Raw genomic sequence first — 22,211 nt, 5'->3', positions numbered from 1 at the left:
CGTTCAGTCGTCGAAGTGGGTCTTCGAGCCCGCGGTGGAGGTCGTGGCTCCCCATTCCCGCAACACCGCGTAGTCATGGGCGGCTATGCGTCCGTTGGGGAGGACGTTCAACTGCAGGGCGGAGTCGTAGGTGTACGGAGTGCTGACCTCCGACTCCTCGGCCGGGCGAGCGTAGTGCAGCGCGAACGGTCGCATCGTCTCTCCTTGTTCCGTGCTTCCTCGGCAGGCGGATGGTGACGCTCCGATATGGCCGCCGGCTGCCGGGTCGCTGTGGCTCCACCCACTTATACGAATCGAACGGGTGAATGGTTGCGTCACGTTGTGTCACGGACCGGCGGCCGGCCCCGGAACGTTCGCCTCCCTCGGGCGAGGCTGTGGCCGCCGGCGAGGCGGACCGGCCTGGGGGCTCTGCGCGGGAACCGGCCGCCCCGCCTGGTCACCCGGCCCGCGAGGCGCCTCCGAGGGCGTCCGCGCGGCGGGGGGTCAGACGGCGAGGTAGAAGCGGATGGTGGTGCCGGGATCGCCGGTGTGGACACGGACGAGATCGGCGACGTGATTGACCAGCAGGAGCCCCCGGCCGCCCGGTCGGCTGGGCGCCTGGGGGCGGCGGCCGGCCAGTGGATCGATCAGCCGGCCCGCGTCGTGCACCTCGCACACGACCTGCCCGCCCTCCGCCCAGATCCGCAGCGTTCCGCCGCCGGCACCGTGCAGGACGCTGTTGGTGGTCAACTCCGCCACCGCGAGCGCCAGATCCTCCAGTTGCGGAACGGACAGGCCCATGCGCGCGCCGTGCCGGACGGCGAACTCACGCGCCCGGGACAGCTGCCCGCTGCTGTCGAAAACGAACTCCGCGGCGCCCGGCGGCGGTACCGCCAGAGGCTCGTTGTAGCGGGCGGCGACCGCCTCGGGGCTGTAGGCGGGGGACGGTGTCTCCCCGTACTCGTCGATCACCACCGGATGGGTGGCCCATGCGTCGTCGAGCACACCGCTGTCGAGCCCGGCGGCGTCGTACGGACACAGGATGGTCACCTCGCGCCCGGTGAACGCCGCGTTGATGAGCGCCTCATGCTGCACGCACGCCGGGTACTCCACCGTGGTGCGGCCGGGCCAGATGGGTTCACCGATGATCCGTACCCGTCCGTCGCCGTGGGCGTCGGCGAACCTGCGCAGTACCCCCGGGATGATCCATCCCGGATTGCGGCCCGCCTGGGTCATGTCCACGAAGCACACCTCGTCGGCATGCGCGCCCAGGCCGTCCCGGATCAGTGCGAGGCGGTCCGGCGGAGCGGCCACGGCGACCGGCTCGCCCGCGGCGAGTCCCGCGAGAAGGAAGGGGACCGTCCCGGCGACGTACTGCTGCGGGCCGCGATAGAACAGGGCCGGGTGGAGGAACGCCTCCCGTGTGGTGACCGCGTCGGTCACGGTGCCACCTCGATCCCGCCCGTTCCGGGCCAGAAGATGTCGAGTACGCGCGTCAACTGCGGCGGCGGCCGGTGGACCACGAGGTGCCGTCCCTCGGGCAGCGACCGCGCGGCCGTCACCAGGTCCGTGACCCCCGCCACGTCGATGAACGCCAGTTCCGACAGCTCCATATGGAGCGGTGTGCCCTCCTGCCGCATCAGCAGGCCGAGCGCCTCCCGCCAGCCGCTTCGTGTGTCGAGGGTGACTTCCCCGACGACCCGTACACCGGGACGTGCCGGCAGGGGGTGGGCCTCCAGTCGGGCCCCGTCGCGCGGCGGGGCGGCCGGGAGTTCCCCGAGTGAGACGTCCACGCTCCACCTTCCTTCGCCCTCGTGCCGGTCCACGCACGAGCACCATAGCCCTGACGGCCCGTCGGCGACGCCTTCGACGGCGCTCGGCGCTGCCTGCCGTCAGGGCCGAGCGGACGCCGGACGCTGCCTGCCGTCCGGGTCGATCGGACGCCGTACGGGGGCTCTGCGGGCAGCGGAAGGGTCCCCGTCCGATGCACGGGGACCCTGGTGCGGGCGTCTCATGTGTCAGCGCTTGAAGACGTCCTTGGTCTTCTCCTTCGCCTGGCGAGCGGCGCCCTTGGCCTTCTCGGCCCGGCCCTCGGCCGTCAGCCTCTCGTTCCCGACGGCGCGGCCGACGGTCTCCTTGGCCTTGCCCTTGGCCTGTTCCATCTTTCCCTTGGCCTTCTGCTCTCCAGCCACCTTTGCTCACTCCACGTCACGTCGACTACGGGGGCAATACATCGAGTGGCCTCGGGTCCGGTATTCAAACCTGGACATCCACCCCGGACGATTTCTATGACAACCGTCATGGAGGTGTGCTATGACAGCGGTCATGACCAGTGTGGTGCGGGGCCTGCGGGTACAGGGGGAGCACAGTGACTGAGGGCCTGTCCCGGATGATGTGGGAGCTGGCGGAGCCGGTGCACGACCTCGTGTACTTCACGCCGGAGGCACGGCAAGCGGCCGACGAGCTCGGTATGCGCGGCTTCTGGATGGGGTATGTCGCCCTGCGCGCCGCGCCGCTCGGACCGGTCCCGCCCGCGGTGGTGACCAGCGCCTTCTATGTGTTCCACCCCAGCCGGGTGACACGGGCACTGCCGGACGCGTGGCGGTACGCGACAGTGACGGACATCCTCGCCGCGCGCCGGCGAGGGGTCGGTCTTGCCATGGGGCGCCTCTTCGGGCAGGACGCCCTGCGCAGTGCCGGGATGGCCGAGGCGGCGGACCTGGCCTGGGCCGCGGCCGAGGCGGCCGACACCGCGGGGCGCGTGCTCGGCGCCGCCAACCAGGCCCTCGACCGCCCGGCCGAGCCCCATGCGCGGCTGTGGCAGGCCGTGACCACGCTCCGTGAGCACCGTGGTGACGGGCATGTCGCGGTGCTGGTGAGCCGAGGCGTCGGCCCGGTCGAGGCGCTGGTGCTCAAGGCCGCGGCGGGGGAGTCGGACGGCGCGTTGCTGCGCGAGGGCCGGAAGTGGGACGCCGGGGCCTGGCACGCCGCCGAGGCCGCGCTGCGGGACCGGGGATGGGTCGAGGACGGCGGGCGGCTGACCGGCCGGGGGGTGGCCGAGCACCGCGCGATCGAGGACGCGACCGACGCGGCCGCCGAGGGGCCGTGGCGCGCTCTGGGCCATGACGCCACGATGCGGCTGGCGGAGCTGCTGGCTCCATGGGCCCGGACGGTGGTGGCGGCCGGAGTCATCCCCTCGGGCAACCCGGTGGGGCTCACCGGCACACTGCACGGTGACTCCGGCGGCGGCCGCTCCGCGACCTGACACACACGGCTCCCGTGCGCGAGCCCGCCCGGGGGCGACGCACACACGGGCGGGCGAAGGTGACCGGCCGCGTCACCTTGGCCGCGGCCGGCCGGGGACGGTCATCCGCGCCGCCACCCGTGACAGCCGAGGGCGTGCTCGACGGCCGCCGCCATCGCCTGCTCCCCCTGGGCGTTGGGGTGCAAGGGTGCGGCGGGCGTGTCCGGGGTGAGGGTCTCGATCCAGCGCTGCCCGGTCGGCCGACACAGGTCGTGCCCGATGGTCGGCGTGTACGTGTCGACGTACCGTGCGCCGTGCCGGTACGCCTCCCTGGCCAGCATCGCGTCGAGCTCCTTCTCCTTGTCCCGGAGATAGGGGAAGTCCCCCGCGGCGAACGGGACCGAGGTGCTCGTACAGCCCACCCCGTTGTCCGGGAACAGGTCCGGGTAGCCCACCACCAGGATCCGGGCGTGCGGCGACCGCTGCCGGATGCCGTGGAGCACACGGGCTATCTTCGGCGCCGTCTGTTCGACCGTCTCAGTGAGCCGGTCGACGCCGCCGCTGGTGAAGTAGGCACGGCACGGGGCACCGGCCGGATCGGAGGAGGTGAGGCGGGCACACGTACCGAGCACGGTGGTGAAGCCGACGTCGTTGCCGCCGATGCTGACGGTCACCAGGCCCGTCCTGCGGCTGAGTGCGGCGAACTGGGCCGGGGCCGTGCCCTGAGGGGCCGTCATCTCGACGGTGGTGGCCCCGGAGCAGGTCACGTCCGTGAGCCGTGCCCGCTCGTGAGCAGCCACCAGGGAGGGGTAGTTGTGGTCGGACCGCTTGCAGTTGGCGTCCACCTGGCCGGGGACCGCCGGTGCCGACGCGTAGGAGTCGCCGAGGGCGACATAGTCGCCGCCCCGCGCGCCCACGGGGGACGCGCTCGCCGGAGCGGCACCCGTGCCCGCCAGGGCGGCGGCGCCGCTGATCACTGCCGCACTGAACGCCAACGCGCGTCTCGCACCGAGACTCCGTGCCTTCTTCGCCACGGCCGGTCCTTTCATGGATGGGCAGGCCCTCCGGCCGGGCGGCCGGAGCGGACGCGAGGCCAACTCGTCCGGCCCGCGCGGTTTCTGAGGATCACAAAGAACACCGGCCCGCGGTACCTGTTGTGCCGTAACGAATCGACGGGCCCGCCCGGCCGCCGCCCCGCTCCCGCCCGGCCCCTCGATCGCGGTGGATAATGCGGATCACCCGGACCCTGCGCGCGGTCCCTCGTCCCACCGTCCGCTGGAGATCGCATGAGTGACAGGATCACCCTGTCGACGTGGCCCACCCCGCTGGAGCCGATGCCCCGCCTCGCGACGGCGCTCGGCCTCGGCGAGGACGATCTGTGGGTCAAGAGGGACGATCTCATCGGCCTCGGGGGCGGCGGCAACAAGGTCCGCAAACTGGAGTGGACCGTCGGAGCCGCCCTGGCGGAAGGCGCGGACACCCTCGTCACCACCGGGGCCGCGCAGAGCAACCACGCCCGTCTCACCGCGGCCGCCGGAGCCCGAGTGGGACTCGACGTCGTCCTGGTCTTCCCCGGTACGGAGGCCGACAGGGCGAACGGCTCCGGCAACCTGGTCCTGGACAGCCTCTTCGGGGCGCGGATCCACTGGGCCGGGGACGGCGCTCCCAGCGCCCTGGGTGATGCCGCCGAGGACGTCTGCGCGCAGCTGCGCGAGAGCGGCGCCCATCCCTGCCTCATCCCCTTCGGCGGTTCGAGCCCCCTGGGAGCACGGGGATACGTGGACGGCGGGGAGGAACTGCTCGCCCAGCTGCCCGCCGTACGGCATGTCGTGGTCGCGCTCGGTTCCGGCGGCACCATGGCCGGGCTGATCGGCGCGCTCGGCGAGGAACGGGTCCTCGGCGTGCACTGTGGCGCGGTGGCCGACCCCGCCGAGACGGTCGCCGGCCTCACGACCGCCCTCACCCGGCGCGACGTCGCACCCGGATCCCTGCGCATCCGTACCGACCAGGTGGGCGCCGGATACGGGACACTGCACGAACCCGTTCTGGAGGCGATGCGGACAGCTGCGACCACCGAGGGCATCGTCCTGGACCCGGTCTACAGCGGTCGTGCCCTGGCCGGTCTGATCAGCGCCGTCCGGGACGGCGACATCCGCCGCGGGGAACGCACCGTGCTGCTCCACACCGGTGGGCTGCCCGGCGTGTTCGGCCATGCGGAGACCGTACGGCGCACCGTCACCGCCCTGCGCTCCCACCCGGCCGGCTGAGACCGACAGCCGGCCGCGTCCGTGGCGCCGTACCGGTGCGCCACGGCGAGTGAATGGGGGACGGCCGCGCGGCTGCCCCGGCCCGCGTGACCAGCCGCGCACCGGGTACGTTGCCCAGGACATGGACGACTACGACCCCCTCGGCCTCGACGACCTCGAGTCCGCTCCTGTAGAGCGGACGATGGAGCGCCTGGCACTGATGAGCCGCGAGGAAGCGGACGATCTGCTACGACTGCTCGCGACGGTCGCCGAGCAGGGCGGCCCGCTGTCCGCGGAGGCGGAACGGCTGGCCCGGGAGATCGCGTCCCGCATCCCCTCGGAGAACTGACCGCCGCGGCCCGCCGCGCTCGGGTGCCCGGCGCGCGCGAGCGCCGGCCGTCACGGCATCGCCGGCGTGCGCAGGGCCAGAACCGCGACGTCGTCGTCGTTGTCGGCCGGACGCGTGCGTTCGAGCAACTCGTCGGCGAACGAGTCCAGCGAGCGGCGGGCCAGCGCGGCGGCGTGCCGGCGCAGCCGGTCGAGTCCCTCGTCGAGGGAGTGGCCCCGCGATTCGATGAGACCGTCGGTGTACAGCAGCAGCGTCGACTCGGGCGGCAGCACCACGGTCGCGTCGCCGCGTCGCCGCCGGGGCCTGATGCCGAGGAGAGGGCCGTGCCCCTCGGTGAGGTACTCGGTCAGGCCCTCACGCGTCACCAGCAGGGGCGGGGGATGACCGGCGTTGGTCCACAGCAGGGTCCAGCGTCCGTCGCTGCCGACCGCCGTCCGGGCGAAGACAGTGGTGGCCATGGAGACATCGGTGAGGCGGGTCATCGCCTCGTCGAGCCACTCCACTATGCGGCTCGGCGGTTCCTTCTGGGACCAGGCGTGGCCACGCAGCATGTTGCGCACCTGCGCCATACCGGCCGCCGCGTCCAGGTCGTGCCCGGCGACGTCCCCGATGGCGAGCGCCGTGTCACCGTCGGCGAGCGCGAAGACGTCGTACCAGTCCCCGCCGACCTGTGAGGCGTCGGGAGCGGGCAGATACCGCGCGGTCATCTCCAGCCCGGGCAGCCGCGGCAGCTGGGGCAGCAGATGGCGCTGCATGGTCTCGGCGACTTTGCGTTGCCGCTGGTAGAGGCGGGCGTTGTCCAGGGCCAGCCCGGTCCGGCGGGTGATGTCCTCCAGCAGTGCGAGGTCGGCGGAGGTGAACGCCTCGGGCCGCTCCGAACGCCCCAGGGTCAGGGCGCCGAGTACCTCACGCAGACCGCGGATCGGGGCGATGGCCGCGGAGTGCATACCGGTCGCCTCGAACAGCCGGCGCTGTGCGACCGCGATCCCCGAGTCCGGCGTGCGCCGGTAGGTCTCGGGGCCCGTGAGGGTCGACGCGACGCCGCGCAGGGCGCGAGACAGCGGCATCGGGGAGTCCTCCGGCACGGGCGGCATCGGCCCCTGCAGATCGTCCCGGTGCACCAGAACACCGTTCTCGCGGTGGACCACCGCCGTGCGCCACACCTCGTCGCGTTCGGTGATCTGGTCGATGACGGCCCAGTCCGCCAGCCGGGGCACCACCAGGGCCACCAGCCGCCTCAGCGCCTCGTCCACGTCGAGCGTCGAGGTCAACTGGGTGGTCGTCTCGGCCAGCAGAGCCAGCCGTTCCAGCTCGGAGAGCGGCGCCGCGATCGGCTCCGTACGGGCGCGGGGGGTGTCGGTGGACGGGTGGAAGAGCACCAGCGTGGCGCCCTGCGGCTCACCGATGTCGTACGGGGTGACCAGCCAGGACACCGGCAGCAGAAAGCCGTCCCCGCGGACGAGCCAGACGGCCTCGGCCTGTGCCGTCTGCCGGCCCAGGAACGCCTGTCTCATCTCACACTGCGCGCTGGGCACCAGTTCCCCATGGCGGTTGCGGTGCAGCAGGTCGTGGGCGTCCTGCCCGAGGAGTTCCCCGGGCGATCGCAGGAGCAGGAGTTCGGCACGGGAGTTGACGGCGACGATGTGCCCCTGCTCGTCGACGACGTACGCGCCGGTGCCGAGGGCGTCGAGCGCCGGTTTCAGAGACTCCTGACCGGTTCGCCGAGAGAGCTCGTCGACGGTGTCGATGCCGTTGAGGTTCATCATGCTCGGCCTCCTCCCCTCCGCGTCGAGGCCGACCGTGCCCGCCCTGCCCGAGCAGGGACCGAAGGCGACCGTATCTGGTGCCGATATTCTCACGGTTTCCGAGCGGAACGCGCACTCCGTTCCGGACTCGGTGAACAGGCCACCACCGGGCCGCACGTTCGGACCGGCCCGTGGAACAGGAGACCAGCGAGCGGCGTTACCGTGACGGCGGTCCAGGAACGATCAAGGCGGTGGGCATGCACGGCGAGTACAAGGTACCCGGGGGCAAGCTGGTGGTGGTCGATCTCGACGACCACGACGGCGTCCTGCGCAATGTCCGCGTCGCGGGAGACTTCTTCCTCGAACCCGATGAGGCCCTGCTCGCCATCGACCGGGCTCTCGAAGGCGCCCCGGTCACCACGGAGGCCCCCGAACTCGCCGAGCGCGTCCGCGCGGGCCTGCCCGAGGGCACCGTCATGTACGGCCTGACTCCCGAAGGCGTCGCGACAGCCGTCCGCCGCGCGCTCGCCCAGGCCACCGACTGGACCGACCACGACTGGCAGCTCATCCACGAGGAGCCCCAGTCGCCCGCCCTGCACATGGCCCTGGACGAGGTCCTCACGGCGGAGGTCGCCGCCGGGCGCAGGCCGGCGACCCTGCGGGTGTGGGAGTGGGGCGGCCCGGCCGTCGTCATCGGCAGCTTCCAGTCGCTGGGCAACGAGGTGGACGCGGAGGCCGTGCGCCGGCACGGGATGACCGTCGTACGGCGCATCTCGGGGGGAGGCGCCATGTTCGTGGAGCCCGGCAACACCATCACCTACTCCCTGTCCGTGCCGGCCTCCCTCGTGTCCGGGCTGTCCTTCGCCGACTCCTACGCCTACCTCGACGACTGGGTGCTGGGTGCCCTGGACGACATGGGCATCAAGGCCTGGTACCAGCCCCTCAACGACATCGCCACCGACGCCGGCAAGATCGCCGGTGCGGCGCAGAAGCGCATGGTCGGCCCCGAAGGCGGTCCGGGCGCGGTCCTGCACCACGTGACCATGTCCTACGACATCGACGCCGACAAGATGGTCCAGGTGCTGCGCATCGGCCGGGAGAAGGTGTCCGACAAGGGCACCCGCAGCGCCAAGAAGCGCGTCGACCCGCTGCGGCGGCAGACCGGGCTGTCCCGGGAGGCCGTCATCGACCGCATGATCCAGTCGTTCCGCACCCGCTACGGCCTCAGCGAGGGCCACATCACCCCGCAGGAGCTGGAGCAGGCCGAGGAACTGGCCGCCACGAAGTTCTCCGCCCCGGAGTGGACCGCGCGCGTGCCGTAGCCGTGCACGGTCGGTGCGTGCGGCCGGCCGGCGTCAGTCCCACAGCGGATACGTGACCACGCGATGGAACCCGTCGGGCCTCCCGGCGGTGTAGACGAGGCTCAGCTGTGTGTAGTGCCGCAGCTGCGGATCCTTCTTCCAGGGCTCCGGCCGGTCGAGCCGTACGACGACCGGGTACGAGTGGAACGTGCCCGCCGCGCAGTACGGGTTGCAGTCGTTGACCACGTTGATACCGCTGGCCGTGGCCGAGCCCGGGTCCCAGTGCGACCAGTGCAGCGAGGACAGGCGGCTGTTGCCGTCACCGCAGGCGAGCATGAAATCGGCGGGCCGCACCTGCGCGTGCCAGAGACAGTCGACGATCACCGGATGAGCCGTCTGCCGTTCGGGGCCGTGTCCGGCCGGTGGGGCGGCGGAGGCCGTGCCCATGGCTGCTGCGAGCAGAGCGACGGCACCCGATGCGACCGCCGTCCTCACCCTGTGGATCCGCATGTTCGCTCCCGGCCGTCCGTGGGCATCTGTGTACCGACGCTACGACCGTGACCGGGGAACGCACCACTTGTACGCGCCGCACATCGTCACCAGAGCTTGTCGATCTCTCCCGGATACAGCTCGATGCGGCTGTCGGTGAACGCTGTCCGGTCCTGTCGGGCCCTGGCCGAGAAGAAGCCGCCCAGGGTGACCTTGTCGAAGCCGGGCAGGTCACTGGGAAACGGGTCCTGCGGTGTGCCGCCGACCAGCACCGTGCCGAAGAGCACCTGCCAGCCCGCGCGCTCGTAGAACGTCCGGAGCGGGCTGTCGCAGGTGAACAGCCCGAGGTCCAGCCGCCGGTCGATCATCGTCTCCCGCGCCGCGGCGACCAGCTGCCGGCCGTGTCCGAGGCCGCGGCTGTCCTGCCGTGTCACCACCGTGCTCAGTCCGCCCGCGGCGTAGCGCGCGCCCGCGTGGGAGATCTCCTTCGACAGGATGTCCAGAGCGGCGAGCACCGTCCCCTGGTCCACGAGCAGCATCGACCAGGGACGCAGCAGGGGATCGTGGGTCGGGGCACCGTCCGGGCCGACCGTGCCCTCCGCGGAGGGCCAGGCCTGCTCCTGGAGGTCGCGCACCTGTGTGCGCAGTTCGACCGGGGTGGCTTCTTCGGGAAACGACAGGATCTGCACCCGCTGATTGTGCTCGCCTGGCGCGTCGGCGCAAGCGCTTTTCGCGGCAGCGGAGCCGCGGACGTCGTCGGGGACGTACGGCCGGAGCCGTCGGTCGGCGGTGGCCGTTCCCCGGCGGCGCGTACGGCGTCTTTTTCCATCGAATTGGTTGAGAAGGACTCTGACGACGGATTTCTGATGTTCGGTCACACCATGTGGGAGCGCTGCAACAGTGTGTTCGGCGGAAAACGGAATGCCCTGCGGCACCGAGGGTCACGACCCCCGGATCCTGCGTTATGCCCCTCAGGGCCTACCAGTTGTCAAATCGCCCGGCTGAATTCACTCGTTCGGACCAGACGCCTATACTTGTCAAACATTCACCTATTGGAGCCGCATGTCACCGAAGCGCGCGGGACGGACCGTGGGAGTGGTGTCGTGGGGAGCCCGGCACGTTTCCTTGTCGCGTTCGGGTCAGGACTTTCTTGGTGGGAGCCAGCGCTCTGACGTGCGGAGATATGGCCGTTGCGCAGAAGGGAGAGCCGCCATCCGAGTGCATGTCACCGTGTTTCCGGGCGGGGCGAGCCCAGGAATACCGGCTCGTTGAGCGATAGTGTCGAGTTGTCGAGATCGATTCCGAGTGGCCTCCCGATCGCGACAGACTGACACTGAAGCGCACGGTTTCAAGCCGGGCGTCAGGACATGGGCCTGACCGTCGTAAGGCGATGGTTAGCGATATATCCGCAAGGAGTTAGCATGGGAGAGAAGTCTGCCGAGGTGTTGATACCCGGCCCGGACGAACCTCCGAACGCCAGGCGAAGCAGCGCAGGCCCGTCGACCATGGAAACCGAGAGGAAATTCGCCGAAGTACTGGCTGATGTCGTGTGCGTCGAACGCGTTTCGGCCGACAGCCACTTCTTCGAGGACCTCGGTGCCAACTCGATGGTGATGGCGCAATTCTGCGCGCGCGTCAGGAAGCGGGCGGATCTGCCCTCGGTGTCCATGAAGGACATCTATCGCAACCCCACGATCCGCAACCTGACAGCGGCTGTCGCGGACGCCATCCCCACTCCCGTGGACGGACACACCCTGACGGCACGGCCGGTGCAACCGGCGGTGACGGCTGCGGAGACTCCGGTGACGCGGGCGAGCACGGCGTCCTATGTCCTGTGCGGCACGCTCCAGTTGCTGTTCTTCCTGGCGTACTCCTTCGCCACCGGACTGGCCGCCGCGCGAGGCTACGACTGGGTGTCCGACGGAACGGGTATCACCGACATCTATCTCCGGTCCCTCATGTTCGGCGGGAGCGGATTCCTTGTCGTGTGCTTCTTCCCGATCCTGGCCAAGTGGACTCTCGTGGGCCGCTGGAAGGCGGGTGAGTTCCCGGTCTGGGGCCTGACCTATGTGCGGTTCTGGATCGTGAAGGCGCTGCTCCATGCCAATCCGATGATTTTCCTCGCCGGCAACCCGCTGTATGTGCTGTACCTGCGGGCTCTCGGCGCCCGGATCGGCAAGGGCGTCACGATCCTCTCCCGCTCCGTGCCGGTCTGCACCGACCTGCTCACGGTCGGCGAGGGCACCGTCATCCGCAAGGACGCGTTCTTCATGTGCTACCGAGCGCATGCCGGGCGTATCCAGACCGGGCGGGTCACCCTCGGCCGCGATGTGCTCGTCGGCGAGAAGACCGTGCTCGACATCGACACCTCGATGGGTGACAGGGCCCAGCTCGGTCACGCGTCCGCTCTGTACCGGGGCCAGTCCGTCCCGGACGGCGAGCGCCGGTACGGATCTCCGGCGCAACCCACGGAGATGGACTTCGTACGGGTCGAGCCGGCCAAGTGCGGCACGCTGCGCCGGGCCTGGTTCGGAATCGCCACCCTGCTGCAGCTCTTCCTGCTGTACGTCCCGCTGCTCGTCGGCGGTATGTACATGGTGTTCAGCTGGGTGCCCGCGCTCGAGGACCGCCTGAGCCCGAACGACGTCGACTCCTTCCCGGAACTCCTGACCGACTCGCTGTTGATCTCCTGCGTTGCGTTCTTCGGTCTCGTCGTCGGCGGCTTCATCGCGGTCTGCACCCTTCCCCGTCTGCTGAACCTGGCCATCAAGCCCGACAAGGTCTATCCGCTCTGCGGTTTCCGGTACGCGGCGCAACGGGGCATCGCCCTCATGACGAACATCAGGTTCTTCACCTGGCTCTTCGGTGACAGCTCGTACATCGTGCACTACCTGAGGGCTCTCGGTTACGACCTGACGCAGGTGGAGCAGACCGGCTCCAACTTCGGCACCGAAGTGGTGCACGAGACCCCGTATCTGGTCTCCGTCGGCAGGGGCACGATGGTGGCCGACGGCCTGTCCATCATCAACGCGGATTTCTCGAGTACGTCCTTCCGGGTGTCCCGGGCGACGATCGGAGCGCACAACTTCATCGGCAACAACATCGCCTATCCCGCGGGAGCCAGGACGGGTGAGAACTGCCTGCTGGCCACCAAGGTGAAGATTCCCCTCGACGGCGAGGTACGCGAGGACGTCGGGCTGCTCGGCTCGCCGAGCTTCGAGATTCCCCGCACGGTCGAGCGCGACTCCCGGTTCGACCACCTCAGGACGGGCAACGAACTACGCAGTCACCTCACCCGGAAGAATCGTTACAACCTGCGCTCCATGGCCTTCTTCCTCTGTGTCCGGTGGCTGCACGCCTTCGTCCTGACAGCGGTCGGTCTCGCCACCCTCAATCTGTACGGAGCGCTCGGGTACATCGTCATCGCCTGCTATCTGACGTTCAGCCTCGCGTTCACCGCGGTGTACTTCGCCCTGGTGGAGCGCTCCATCGCACGGTTCCGTCCGCTGAGCCCTCAGCTGTGCTCCATCTACGACCCGTACTTCTGGTGGCACGAGCGTCTGTGGAAGGTCCCGGACCGCCATGTGATGGTCTTCAACGGCACCCCGTTCAAGAACCTGATCTGGCGAATGATGGGCGTGCGCATCGGCCGCAGGGTCTTCGACGACGGCTTGTATGTGACGGAGCGGACGCTCACCACCATCGGGGACGACTGCACCCTCAACATCGGCAGCAAGATCCAGTGCCACTCCCAGGAGGACGGCACCTTCAAGTCCGACCGCACCACGCTCGGTGCCGGCTGCACGCTCGGTGTCGCCGCACATGTCCACTACGGCGTGATCGTGGGCGACCACGCCGAGCTGGCACCCGACTCCTTCCTGATGAAGGGCGAGGAAGTCCCTCCGTACGCACGGTGGGGCGGCAACCCGGCGGCGGAGAACCCGGACGCTCCCGGCCGACCCTTCGGAGTCGGTCTGGCCGCGACGACAACGACGTCCACGGCACCCGGTGCCGCGCCGACGGTGAGTTGAGGAAGGCCTGCGATGGAAGCGCACCTGAACGCGGACCGGCAGTTCTGGAGCCGCGTGCTGACCGCCGGCGGGAGCACCGCGATCCCCCGGTGGGCGCCGGAGCCGGTCGTCGGTGTCGCCGTGCACGAGGCGGTGGTGCCGGACGAGACGGCCGAGGCGGTGCGCGCGGTGGCGGCCGAGCTGGAGGCGCCGCTCGGCGCGGTGCTGCTGGCCGCCCACGCCAAGGTGCTGGCCGCCCTGTCGGGCGAGCAGGACGTGGTCACGGGATATGTCGCCGGGCCGGGCGAAGACCCGCTGCCCTGTCGGCTGACCGTCGCGCCCCCCACCTGGCGTGACCTGGTCGCGAGCACCCGTCGCGAGGCGGCGGAACTGCTCGCGCACCGGGCGTTCCCGGTGCGGGAACTGCGCCGGGAGCTCCGGGTGGACGGGCCGTCGTACGAGATCGTTCTCGACCCCGAGGGGACCGGGAGCGCACTCGCCGACGACACGGTGCTGGCGGTGGAGTGGGACGACCGGGGCGAACGGACGCTGCTGCGGCTGCGCCATCGCACCGAGGCACTGGATGCCGACTGCGCGGCCCGGATCGGCGGCTACCACCTCACGGCGCTGAGGCTGCTGGCCGCCGACCCGGATGCCGAGCACGCACGACAGAGCCTGCTGTCGGCGGAGGAAGCGGAGCAGCAGCTCGAAGGGCTGGCCGGACCCGCGCGGACGCTGCCCCAGCACCGGGTGCACGAGCTGTTCGAGCAGCAGGCGCGGGCCCACCCCGAGACCGTGGCCGCCGTGCACGGCGACCGCACCTGGACCTACGGGGAGCTCAACGCCCGAGCGAACCGGCTGGCCCGGGCGCTGCTGGCCCGGGGGCTCGCCCGCGAGGACGTCGTCGGCGTGGTCACCGAGCGCAACCTCGACTGGCTGGCCGCCGTGCTGGCGGTGTTCAAGGCCGGGGGCGTGTATCTGCCCATCGAGCCGCACTTCCCGGCCGGCCGTATCGAGGCGACACTCTCACGCGCCGGCTGCCGGCTGGTGCTGACCGAGTCCGGCAGTACACACACCCTCGACAAGGCCCTGGCGCTGCTGCCCGACATCGAGAGGCTGACCGTCGAGACGGCGTACCAGGAACAGCAGGGCGACACCGATGTCTCGGTCAAGGTCACCCCCGACCAGCTCGCCTACATCTACTTCACCTCCGGCTCCACCGGCGAGCCGAAGGGCGCCATGTGCGAGCACGCGGGCATGCTCAACCATATCTTCGCCAAGATCGACGACCTGGGTGTCGGCGAGGGGTCCGTGGTGGCGCAGACGGCCCCGCAGTGCTTCGACATCTCGCTGTGGCAGCTGCTCGCCGCGCTGCTGGTCGGCGGGCGCACCCTGCTGGTCCGGCAGGACGTGATCGTGGACGTCGAGCAGTTCGTCGACACACTGGCCCGCGGCCGCGTCGGTGTCGTCCAGGTCGTGCCCTCCTACCTGGAGGTGGTGGTCTCCTATCTGGAGCAGCACCCCCACGAACTGCCGGACCTGAGGTGTGTGTCCGTGACCGGTGAGGCGCTCAAGCGGGAGCTGGTCCAGCGCTGGTTCACCATCCAGCCGGGGATCAAGCTGGTCAACGCCTACGGGCTCACCGAGACCTCCGACGACACCAACCACGAGGTCATGGACCGGGTACCGGACCGGGTCCTGCTGGGGCGCGCCGTCAACAACGTACGGGTCCATGTCGTCGACGAGCACCTGTCCCTGGTGCCGCTGGGCGCCCCGGGCCTGATCGCGTTCTCCGGGGTCTGCGTGGGCCGCGGGTACGTCAACGACCCCGAGCGGACCCGCGAGGCGTACCTCGACGATCCGTACCGGCCGGGGGAGCGGCTCTATCTGGGAGGCGACTGGGGACGCTGGCATCCCGGCGGCAAACTGGAGTTCCTCGGACGCCGCGACAACCAGGTCAAGATCCGCGGCTTCCGCATCGAGATCGGCGAGATCGAGAACAACCTGCTCAGGGTGCCCGGAGTACGCGACGGCGCGGTGGTCGTCGCGGAACTGGCGGGCCGCAGCGCCCACCTGATCGCCTTCTACACCGGCCGGTGCCAGCCCGCGGACGCGCTGCGCCAGGCGCTCAACGTCGTGCTCCCCGCCTATATGGTCCCCTCGGCCTTCCACTGGCAGCAGAACCTGCCGCTGACCGCCAACGGCAAGATCGACAGGAAGGCCCTGACCACGCTGGCTCAGCAGACCGCCTCGGCCGCGGAAGCGGGCGCCGCGGGGAAGGAGTTCGAGCCCCCGCGGACCTCCTCCGAGCGGAAACTGGCGGCCGCCTGGGCCGAACTGCTGGGCGTCCCCCAGGACCACATCGGCCGACAGGACCACTTCTTCGACTCCGGCGGCACCTCGCTGTCGGCGGTGAAACTCACCATCGCCCTGGGCCGGGCGGTGTCCCTGAAGGACATCACCCGCCACCCGGTGCTCGCCGACCTCGCCGCGCTCCTCGACGGCGCGACCCAGCGGCGCCCCGAGCTGCTCCAGCCGCTGACCGCACCCGGGAGCGGGCGGGAGTGCGCCTTGGTGTGCTTCCCCTACGCGGGCGGGAACGCGGTCAACTTCCAGCCGATGGCCGGAGCGCTGGCAGGCAGCGGGACCGCGGTCTACGCCGTCGACCTGCCAGGCCACGACCTCGCCGCCAAGAACGAGCCGTTCGCGCCGATCACGCGGGTGGTGGAGCAGGTCACCGCTGAGATCGCCGCACGCGGCCTGACCAGGGTCATGCTCTGGGGACACTCCTCGGGCGCCGCCCCGGCGCTGGAGACGGCGAGAAGGCTGCGCGAGGCCGGCGTGGACGTCCCGCGGGTGTTCGTCGGCGCTCAGTTGCCGGGCACCGCCGCCGACCGTCGCTCCGCCATCGCCGAGCTGACCCGGCGGAGCAACGCCGAGATCGCCGCCCAGCTGACCGCGGACAGCGGCTACACCGAACTGGGCGAGCTCAACGCGCAGCACGCCGAGCACGTCGGCTCCGCCTACCGGCACGACTGCGTGTCCGCACACCGCTACTTCGCCGACGCCCTGGACAGCCCGCCGACGGTGAAACTGGCCGCGCCGGTCACCGTCGTCCTCGCCGCCGACGACCCGCACACGCGCGGTGCCCCCGACCGGTACCGCGACTGGCAGCTCCTGGCCGAGCGCGTGGACCTGCACGAACTCGCCGACGGCGGCCATTACTTCCCACGCACCCGGCCGGCCGAAGCAGCACGGGCCGTCCTGGGCGCAGCCGAACTGCTGACCTCCTCCTGAGCCTCCCCCGAGTCTCCCGAGACGCAAGGAAAGGAAACCGAGATGTCGTCCTCATCCCCGGCATCACTGCTCGAGGTGGAGCTGGTCCCGGACAAACCCCCGGTGCTGCACGTCGAGGCACCCGGCGATGCGGCAGGCTGGGCGGCCGAGCACCGGGATGCGCTGCGCGCCCAGGTCACCGAGCACGGGGCACTCCTCGTCCGTGGTCTGGGCGTACGGGAGACGGACCAGGTGGGGGCCGTCTTCGCGGGACTCGCCGACGGCCTGATGACGGAGCGGGAGGCCTTCGCCCCGCGGCAGAGCCTTGGCCCTGGGCTGTACTCCTCCTCGGCCTGGCCGGACAACCAGCCGATGTGCATGCACCATGAGCTGAGCTACACGCTGGAGGTCCCCGGCCTGATGCTGTTCGCGTGTCTGCGCGCGCCCGGCCAGGGCGGCGCGACCGCCGTAGCCGACGCGGAGCGTGTGCTCCAGGCGCTGCCCACCACGCTGAGCGAACGCTTCGAACGTGAGGGCTGGCTGCTCACCCGCAGCTACAACGACGAGATCGGGGCGTCCCTGGAGGAGTCGTTCGGCACCGACGACCGCGCGGCCGTCGAGCGCTACTGCCGCGACCACGCCATCGACTTCGCCTGGCAGCCCGACGGGTCGCTGCGGACGCGGCAGCGCCGTGCCGCCGTGGTGCGGCACCCGGTGACCGGCCGGCGTTGCTGGTTCAACCAGATCGCCTTCCTGAACGAGTGGACGCTGGCCCCGGAGGTGCGCGAGTACCTGGTCGACGAGTACGGGGCGGACGGACTGCCGTTCAACACCTGTTTCGGCGACGGCAGCCCCATCGGCGAGGACGTCGTCCAGTTGCTCAACTCCACCTACGAGGACCACACCCGACGCGAGCCCTGGCAGCCCGGAGACGTGATGCTCGTCGACAACATCCGCACCGCGCACAGTCGCGAGGCCTTCGCCGGAGAGCGCCAGGTGCTGGTCGCCATGGCCGAACCGCAGCGCCTCTCCGACAGCCGCCCGACCTCGGAGGTGAGTCCGCGATGACGACCCTGCCGTCCCCCGCCACCCAGTCCGCCCCGCCGCCCCGGGGCGCCATGCCGACCTTCGCGGTGATCTCCGGAGCGCAGGTGCAGCAAGCACTCGCGGGGCGCGAGAGACAGATCGTGGATCTGGTCGAGACCACCTACCGGCTGCACGGCGCAGGGGACTCGGTCAACCCGCCCTCGTACTTCCTGCGCTTCCCCGACCGCCCGACGGACCGGATCATCGCGCTGCCGGCCTCCATCGGCGGGTCCGTACGGGTCGACGGCCTGAAATGGATCTCCAGCTTCCCGGGCAACGTGTCCGCCGGGCTGCCGAGGGCCTCCGCGGTCCTGATCCTCAACGACCCCGACACCGGCTACCCGCTGGCCTGTCTGGAGAGCTCCATCATCAGCGCCACCAGAACCGCGGCGTCCGCGGCGCTGGCGGCGGACTGGCTCACCCGCACCCGGACCCGCCCCACCAGGGTCGGATTCTTCGGCGCGGGCCTGATCGCCCGGTACATCCACTCGTTCCTCGTCGGCACCGGCTGGGCCTTCGACTCCATCGGCGTGCACGACCTGTCCGCCGACAGCACCGCAGGCTTCTGCGGCTATCTGCGGCAGTCACCGTCCCCCGGCCAGGTCACCGTCCACGACACCGCCGAGGACCTGATCCGCTCCAGCGACCTGGTGGTCTTCGCCACCGTCGCCGGGACACCCCATGTCACCGACCCGGCATGGTTCCGCCACGACCCAGTGGTCCTGCACATCTCCCTGCGCGACCTCGCCCCCCAGGTTCTGCTCGCCTCGGCGAACTACGTCGACGACGTCGAGCACTGCCTGAAAGCCGACACGTCCCCTCACCTCGCGGAGCAGGCAACCGGCAACCGCGACTTCCTGGACGGCACCCTCAACGACGTCATGACCGGACGGTCGACCCCGCCGCCCGACCGGCCGGTGATCTTCTCGCCGTTCGGGCTCGGCGTCCTCGACCTCGCCGTGGGCAAGTACGTCTACGACGAAGCCGCCCGGGCCGGACACCTCCATCTCATCGACGACTTCTTCCACGAACTGCGCCGCTACGGCTGACGACGACCTTCCCTCGGCCCTGGCACCAGGAGGCCACCGTGCCCGTCATAACCGCTCCTCACGCCTTCAACGAAAGCCAGCTGTACGTCGACCTCGAGCCGATCTTCGGGCGTTCTCTGTACCTGAAGTGCGAGGGCTTCAACTTCGCGGGCTCGATCAAGCTGAAGGCCGCCATCGAGATGGTGGAGACCGCCGAACGGGAGGGAGTCCTGAAGCCGGACTCGATCCTCGTCGAGTCCTCCTCCGGAAACCTGGGCGTGGCGCTCAGCATAATTGCGGCCAGCAAGGGCTACCGGTTCCTGTGCGTCACCGACTCACGCTGCAATCTGTCGACCCGACTCCTGATGGAGGCGCTCGGCAGCCAGGTGCACATCGTTGCCGACCTGGATGCCAACGGCGGCTTCCTGGGCGCGCGGATCGACTACGTACGCGAGCTGTGCGCGTCGGACGACCGGTATGTGTGGCTCGGGCAGTACACCAACCCGGGCAACTGGCGCGCGCACTTGCGCACCACGGCACCGGAGATCGCCGAGGAGTTCCCGGAGCTGGACGTGTTGTTCATCGGTGCGGGCACCACCGGCACCCTGATGGGCTGTGCGCGCTACTTCCGGGGGTGGCACAGGCCCGTGCGGATCGTCGCCGTGGACAGCGTCGGATCGGTGGCCTTCGGGGGCAAGCCGGGCCGTCGGATGATCCCCGGTCTGGGCATGAGCATGCGCCCGCCACTGCTGGACGAGTCCTTCGTGGACGAGGTGATCCGGGTCGAGGAGGCGGACACCATCCGTGCCTGCCACCGGCTGGCCCGCCGTGGATTCCTCTTCGGCGGCTCCACCGGCACGGTGGTCAGCGGTGCGATGGACTGGCTGTCCCGCCATGACACCCGCGGTCTGACCGCGGTGGGTATCGCTCCGGACCTCGGCGAGCGCTACCTCGACACCATCTACCAGAGCAACTGGCTGGAGGCGCTGTACGGCGACGAGATCCTCCTCGACGAGGAGGAGACCACGAAGGATCCGCGGGGAGGTGAGCCCCGCTCCCGGGCGTCCCGCCGACGCCCTGACGCCTAGCGCCTGTCCCGAGCCCAGGACGCCGTGGGATGCCCCGCCCTGGGACACCGGTTCGCCGGTGTCCCAGGGCGGATACGTCACGTGGAGGGCGCGTTGCGCCGTCCCTGCGCCTCCTTGGTGCGGGTGTCGGCGGCGGTCGGCCCGTGCTGCGGTGTGCGCTCCGGTGTGGGAGCGTGCCCGCCGCGCAGCGCAGAGGCGAGCGCGGAGACCAGGGCCATGCCCGCGGCCACGGTGAAGACGATGGTCAGCCCGTGGTGGAAGGGACCGGAGACCAGCCGCGGGAAAAAGCTGTGACCGGTCAGGGCGGCACGCTGGGCCGCCGAGAGATGGGAGAGCGTCCCGCCGGAGGCGAGCAGGTGCTCGATGGGGTTGTTGCCGAGGAAGGTGGCGAACAGGGTGCTGACCGGCGGGAGCGACGCCGCGTGCTGCGCCGCGGCGGCCGGGACACCGTGCGCCGTGAGCCCGGACCTGAGGGTCGTGGGCAGCGACGAGGCCAGCCCGGAGACCATCAGCGAGAAGAACACCCCGATGGAGAGGGCGGTCCCCGAGTTCTGGAAGGTCGAGCGCATGCCCGAGGCGACGCCCCGGTACTCCGGCGGCACGCTGCCCATGATCGACGACGTGTTCGGCGAGGAGAACATGCCCTGGCCCAGGCCGTTGAGCAGCAGCAGTGCCGCGAACGTCGTGTAGTCGAAATCGACCGGCAGGGTGAGCAGTCCCAGGAAGGACCCAGCCACGACGAGCAGCCCCGCCGTGGAGAACACCCGGGCGCCGAACCGGTCCGACAGATAGCCGGAGAGGGGACCGGCGATCAGGAAGCCCAGCGTCAGCGGCAGCATGAAGATACCCGCCCACAGCGGCGTGCCTTCGAAGGCGTAGCCGTGCAGCGGCAGCCATATGCCCTGCAGCCAGATGATGAGCATGAACTGCAGCCCGCCGCGCGCGATCGCGGTCAGCAGGGCGGCCACATTGCCCGCGGCGAACGCCCGCACCTTGAACAGGGCCAGCCGGAACATGGGCTCGGCGACGTGCGTCTCCACATAGCAGAAGAGCAGCAGCAGGGCGCCGCCGCCGAACAGCCCGCTGAGCACCCGGGGGTTGCCCCAGCCGGTGGCGCTGGAACCGTAGGGCTGGATGCCGTAGGTGATACCGGCGAGCAGGATTCCCGCGCCCGCCGCGAAGGTGATGTTGCCCAGCCAGTCGATGCGGCCGCGGCGGCCCGCCGCGGTCTCGCGCAGGCTCAGATACGACCAGATCGTCCCCGTGATGCTGACCGGCACGCTCACCCAGAACACGGCCCGCCAGTCCACGGCGGCGAGCAGACCGCCGGCCAGGAGGCCGAGGAACTGACCGGCGAGCGCGGTGATCTGGTTGATGCCGAGGGCCATACCGCGTTGCCGGGCGGGGAAGGCGTCGGTGAGGATGGCGGCCGAGTTGGCGGTCAGCATGGAGCCGCCGAACGCCTGCACGATGCGCCACAGGATCAGCCACAGCGCTCCCGCGCCGGCCCGGAACGGGTCCAGGGACAACGCGACGGACGCGAAGGCGAAGACGAGGAACCCGAGATTGTAGATCCTGACCCGGCCGAACATGTCGCCCAGCCGGCCGAGGACGACGACGAGCACCGCCGACACCAGCAGATAGCCCAGGATCATCCAGAGCAGATAGCCGATGTTGCCGGGCGCGAGCGGGTCCAGGCCGATCCCGCGGAAGATCGCGGGCAGCGAGATGATCACGATGGAGGCGTCCATCGTCGCGATCAGCACACCGAGGGTGGTGTTGGACAGGGCGACCCACTTGTAGCCGGGGCCCGCGGGCAGGTCCCGGCGGCGGCCGATGCCGAGTCGGCCGGCGTCTCCCTGGGCGCCCGCGCTCACAGCCGGGCCGCCAGTCGGTCGAGGAGGGGCACGGCCGACGCGAGCGTCTCCCGCTCCTCGGCCGTGAACTCCTCCAGGGCCGCCGAGAGCCGGTGGACGGACTCCGAACGCCGCTCCGCCAGCATTGCCCGGCCCTCCTCGGTGATCGCCACGACCGCCCGCCGTCCGTCTGCCGCGTCAGGGGTACGACGGACCAGTCCACGCTGCTCGAGCCCGGCCAGGGTGCTGGCCATCGCCTGCGGCCGTACGCGCTCCAGGTCCGCGAGCGACCCCGGCGAACCGGGGCCTTCGGCCGCGAGCCGGGCGAGCACCGACACTCCGGAGAGCGTCACGTCCCCCACGGCGTGCGCCTGGCGCAGCCGCCGGGTCATCCGGCCCACGGCCAGTCGCAGGCCGGAGGCGAGGCTCACGACGTCCGCCTCGACGGCGATGCGATCAGGTTCGGTCTGTTCAGCTGCCTTCACGGGTAATAACACTAGGTTTATCAGCCTGG

Annotated in this window: 19 protein-coding genes; 9 read left to right on the top strand and 10 right to left on the bottom strand. The window is 70.5% G+C overall.

Going from position 1 to position 22,211, the window contains the following annotated elements; all coding sequences use genetic code 11:
• Positions 1-3: 3 nt before the first annotated feature.
• The 4 genes from tgmA to ACFY2Z_RS11210 form a co-directional block, all read right to left on the bottom strand.
• Positions 4-195 carry a putative ATP-grasp-modified RiPP gene (gene tgmA / locus ACFY2Z_RS11225; protein WP_390743903.1) on the bottom strand — a complete coding sequence of 64 codons (192 nt, stop codon included), beginning with the start codon at positions 193-195 and terminating at the stop codon, positions 4-6.
• Between the two features lie 288 nt (positions 196-483).
• Entirely contained in the window at positions 484-1,422 is a 939-nt protein-coding gene (locus tag ACFY2Z_RS11220; RefSeq protein ID WP_390743902.1) for an anti-sigma factor RsbA family regulatory protein, read from the bottom strand.
• Positions 1,419-1,772, bottom strand: coding sequence for an STAS domain-containing protein (locus ACFY2Z_RS11215; protein ID WP_390743901.1), 354 nt, complete (start codon positions 1,770-1,772; stop codon positions 1,419-1,421). The genes ACFY2Z_RS11220 and ACFY2Z_RS11215 overlap by 4 nt, the downstream gene beginning before the upstream one ends.
• Positions 1,773-1,997: 225 nt before the next feature.
• A complete protein-coding gene (locus ACFY2Z_RS11210; protein ID WP_390743900.1) occupies positions 1,998-2,171 on the bottom strand; it encodes a CsbD family protein in 174 nt (57 codons plus the stop codon).
• A gap of 176 nt (positions 2,172-2,347) precedes the next feature.
• Between ACFY2Z_RS11210 and ACFY2Z_RS11205 the strand changes: the two genes are divergently transcribed.
• On the top strand, positions 2,348-3,244 hold the full coding sequence (locus ACFY2Z_RS11205) for a hypothetical protein (protein ID WP_390743899.1): 897 nt from the start codon (positions 2,348-2,350) through the stop codon (positions 3,242-3,244).
• A gap of 101 nt (positions 3,245-3,345) precedes the next feature.
• On the opposite strand, the gene ACFY2Z_RS11200 is transcribed toward ACFY2Z_RS11205, so the two are convergent.
• Positions 3,346-4,257 (bottom strand): SGNH/GDSL hydrolase family protein, encoded by a 912-nt coding sequence (locus ACFY2Z_RS11200; protein WP_390743898.1) that lies wholly within the window; start codon positions 4,255-4,257, stop codon positions 3,346-3,348.
• 252 nt (positions 4,258-4,509) lie between these two features.
• On the opposite strand from ACFY2Z_RS11200, the gene ACFY2Z_RS11195 reads away from it, so the two are divergent.
• A complete protein-coding gene (locus tag ACFY2Z_RS11195; protein ID WP_390743897.1) occupies positions 4,510-5,490 on the top strand; it encodes a D-cysteine desulfhydrase family protein in 981 nt (326 codons plus the stop codon).
• 121 nt (positions 5,491-5,611) lie between these two features.
• Positions 5,612-5,818 (top strand): DUF6417 family protein, encoded by a 207-nt coding sequence (locus ACFY2Z_RS11190; RefSeq protein WP_390743896.1) that lies wholly within the window; start codon positions 5,612-5,614, stop codon positions 5,816-5,818.
• Between the two features lie 50 nt (positions 5,819-5,868).
• Here the strand turns inward: ACFY2Z_RS11190 and ACFY2Z_RS11185 are convergent, their stop codons facing one another.
• Entirely contained in the window at positions 5,869-7,581 is a 1,713-nt protein-coding gene (locus ACFY2Z_RS11185; RefSeq protein WP_390744078.1) for a SpoIIE family protein phosphatase, read from the bottom strand.
• Between the two features lie 239 nt (positions 7,582-7,820).
• On the opposite strand from ACFY2Z_RS11185, the gene ACFY2Z_RS11180 reads away from it, so the two are divergent.
• On the top strand, positions 7,821-8,885 hold the full coding sequence (locus tag ACFY2Z_RS11180) for a biotin/lipoate A/B protein ligase family protein (protein WP_390744077.1): 1,065 nt from the start codon (positions 7,821-7,823) through the stop codon (positions 8,883-8,885).
• A 33-nt stretch (positions 8,886-8,918) separates the two neighbouring features.
• Here the strand turns inward: ACFY2Z_RS11180 and ACFY2Z_RS11175 are convergent, their stop codons facing one another.
• Complete coding sequence (locus tag ACFY2Z_RS11175; RefSeq protein WP_390743895.1) at positions 8,919-9,374, bottom strand: hypothetical protein; 456 nt, start codon at positions 9,372-9,374, stop codon at positions 8,919-8,921.
• 86 nt (positions 9,375-9,460) lie between these two features.
• Positions 9,461-10,042, bottom strand: a complete 582-nt coding sequence (locus ACFY2Z_RS11170; protein ID WP_390743894.1) for a GNAT family N-acetyltransferase — start codon at positions 10,040-10,042, stop codon at positions 9,461-9,463.
• Between the two features lie 732 nt (positions 10,043-10,774).
• Here ACFY2Z_RS11170 and ACFY2Z_RS11165 point away from each other — a divergent pair.
• From ACFY2Z_RS11165 to sbnA, 5 genes are read left to right on the top strand one after another with little or no spacing between them, the layout of a single operon-like run.
• Entirely contained in the window at positions 10,775-13,384 is a 2,610-nt protein-coding gene (locus ACFY2Z_RS11165) for a Pls/PosA family non-ribosomal peptide synthetase (protein ID WP_390743893.1), read from the top strand.
• A gap of 12 nt (positions 13,385-13,396) precedes the next feature.
• Positions 13,397-16,660 (top strand): amino acid adenylation domain-containing protein, encoded by a 3,264-nt coding sequence (locus tag ACFY2Z_RS11160; RefSeq protein ID WP_390743892.1) that lies wholly within the window; start codon positions 13,397-13,399, stop codon positions 16,658-16,660.
• Between the two features lie 42 nt (positions 16,661-16,702).
• Positions 16,703-17,707 (top strand): TauD/TfdA family dioxygenase, encoded by a 1,005-nt coding sequence (locus ACFY2Z_RS11155; protein WP_390743891.1) that lies wholly within the window; start codon positions 16,703-16,705, stop codon positions 17,705-17,707.
• Positions 17,704-18,774 (top strand): 2,3-diaminopropionate biosynthesis protein SbnB, encoded by a 1,071-nt coding sequence (gene sbnB / locus ACFY2Z_RS11150; protein ID WP_390743890.1) that lies wholly within the window; start codon positions 17,704-17,706, stop codon positions 18,772-18,774. The genes ACFY2Z_RS11155 and sbnB overlap by 4 nt, the downstream gene beginning before the upstream one ends.
• Before the next feature lie 38 nt (positions 18,775-18,812).
• Positions 18,813-19,841 (top strand): 2,3-diaminopropionate biosynthesis protein SbnA, encoded by a 1,029-nt coding sequence (sbnA, locus tag ACFY2Z_RS11145; RefSeq protein WP_390743889.1) that lies wholly within the window; start codon positions 18,813-18,815, stop codon positions 19,839-19,841.
• Between the two features lie 77 nt (positions 19,842-19,918).
• On the opposite strand, the gene ACFY2Z_RS11140 is transcribed toward sbnA, so the two are convergent.
• The gene (locus ACFY2Z_RS11140) at positions 19,919-21,592 is read right to left on the bottom strand and encodes an MFS transporter (protein ID WP_390744076.1); all 1,674 of its coding nucleotides are present in this window, start codon (positions 21,590-21,592) and stop codon (positions 19,919-19,921) included.
• 122 nt (positions 21,593-21,714) lie between these two features.
• Positions 21,715-22,182 (bottom strand): MarR family winged helix-turn-helix transcriptional regulator, encoded by a 468-nt coding sequence (locus ACFY2Z_RS11135; protein ID WP_390743888.1) that lies wholly within the window; start codon positions 22,180-22,182, stop codon positions 21,715-21,717.
• Positions 22,183-22,211 lie beyond the last annotated feature (29 nt).

The sequence above is a fragment of the Streptomyces sp. NPDC001222 genome, from assembly GCF_042896945.1.
Lineage (GTDB): Bacteria > Actinomycetota > Actinomycetes > Streptomycetales > Streptomycetaceae > Streptomyces > Streptomyces gibsoniae.
Note: the sequence above shows the minus strand (reverse complement) of the source record. Positions and strands in the feature narration are given on the sequence as shown.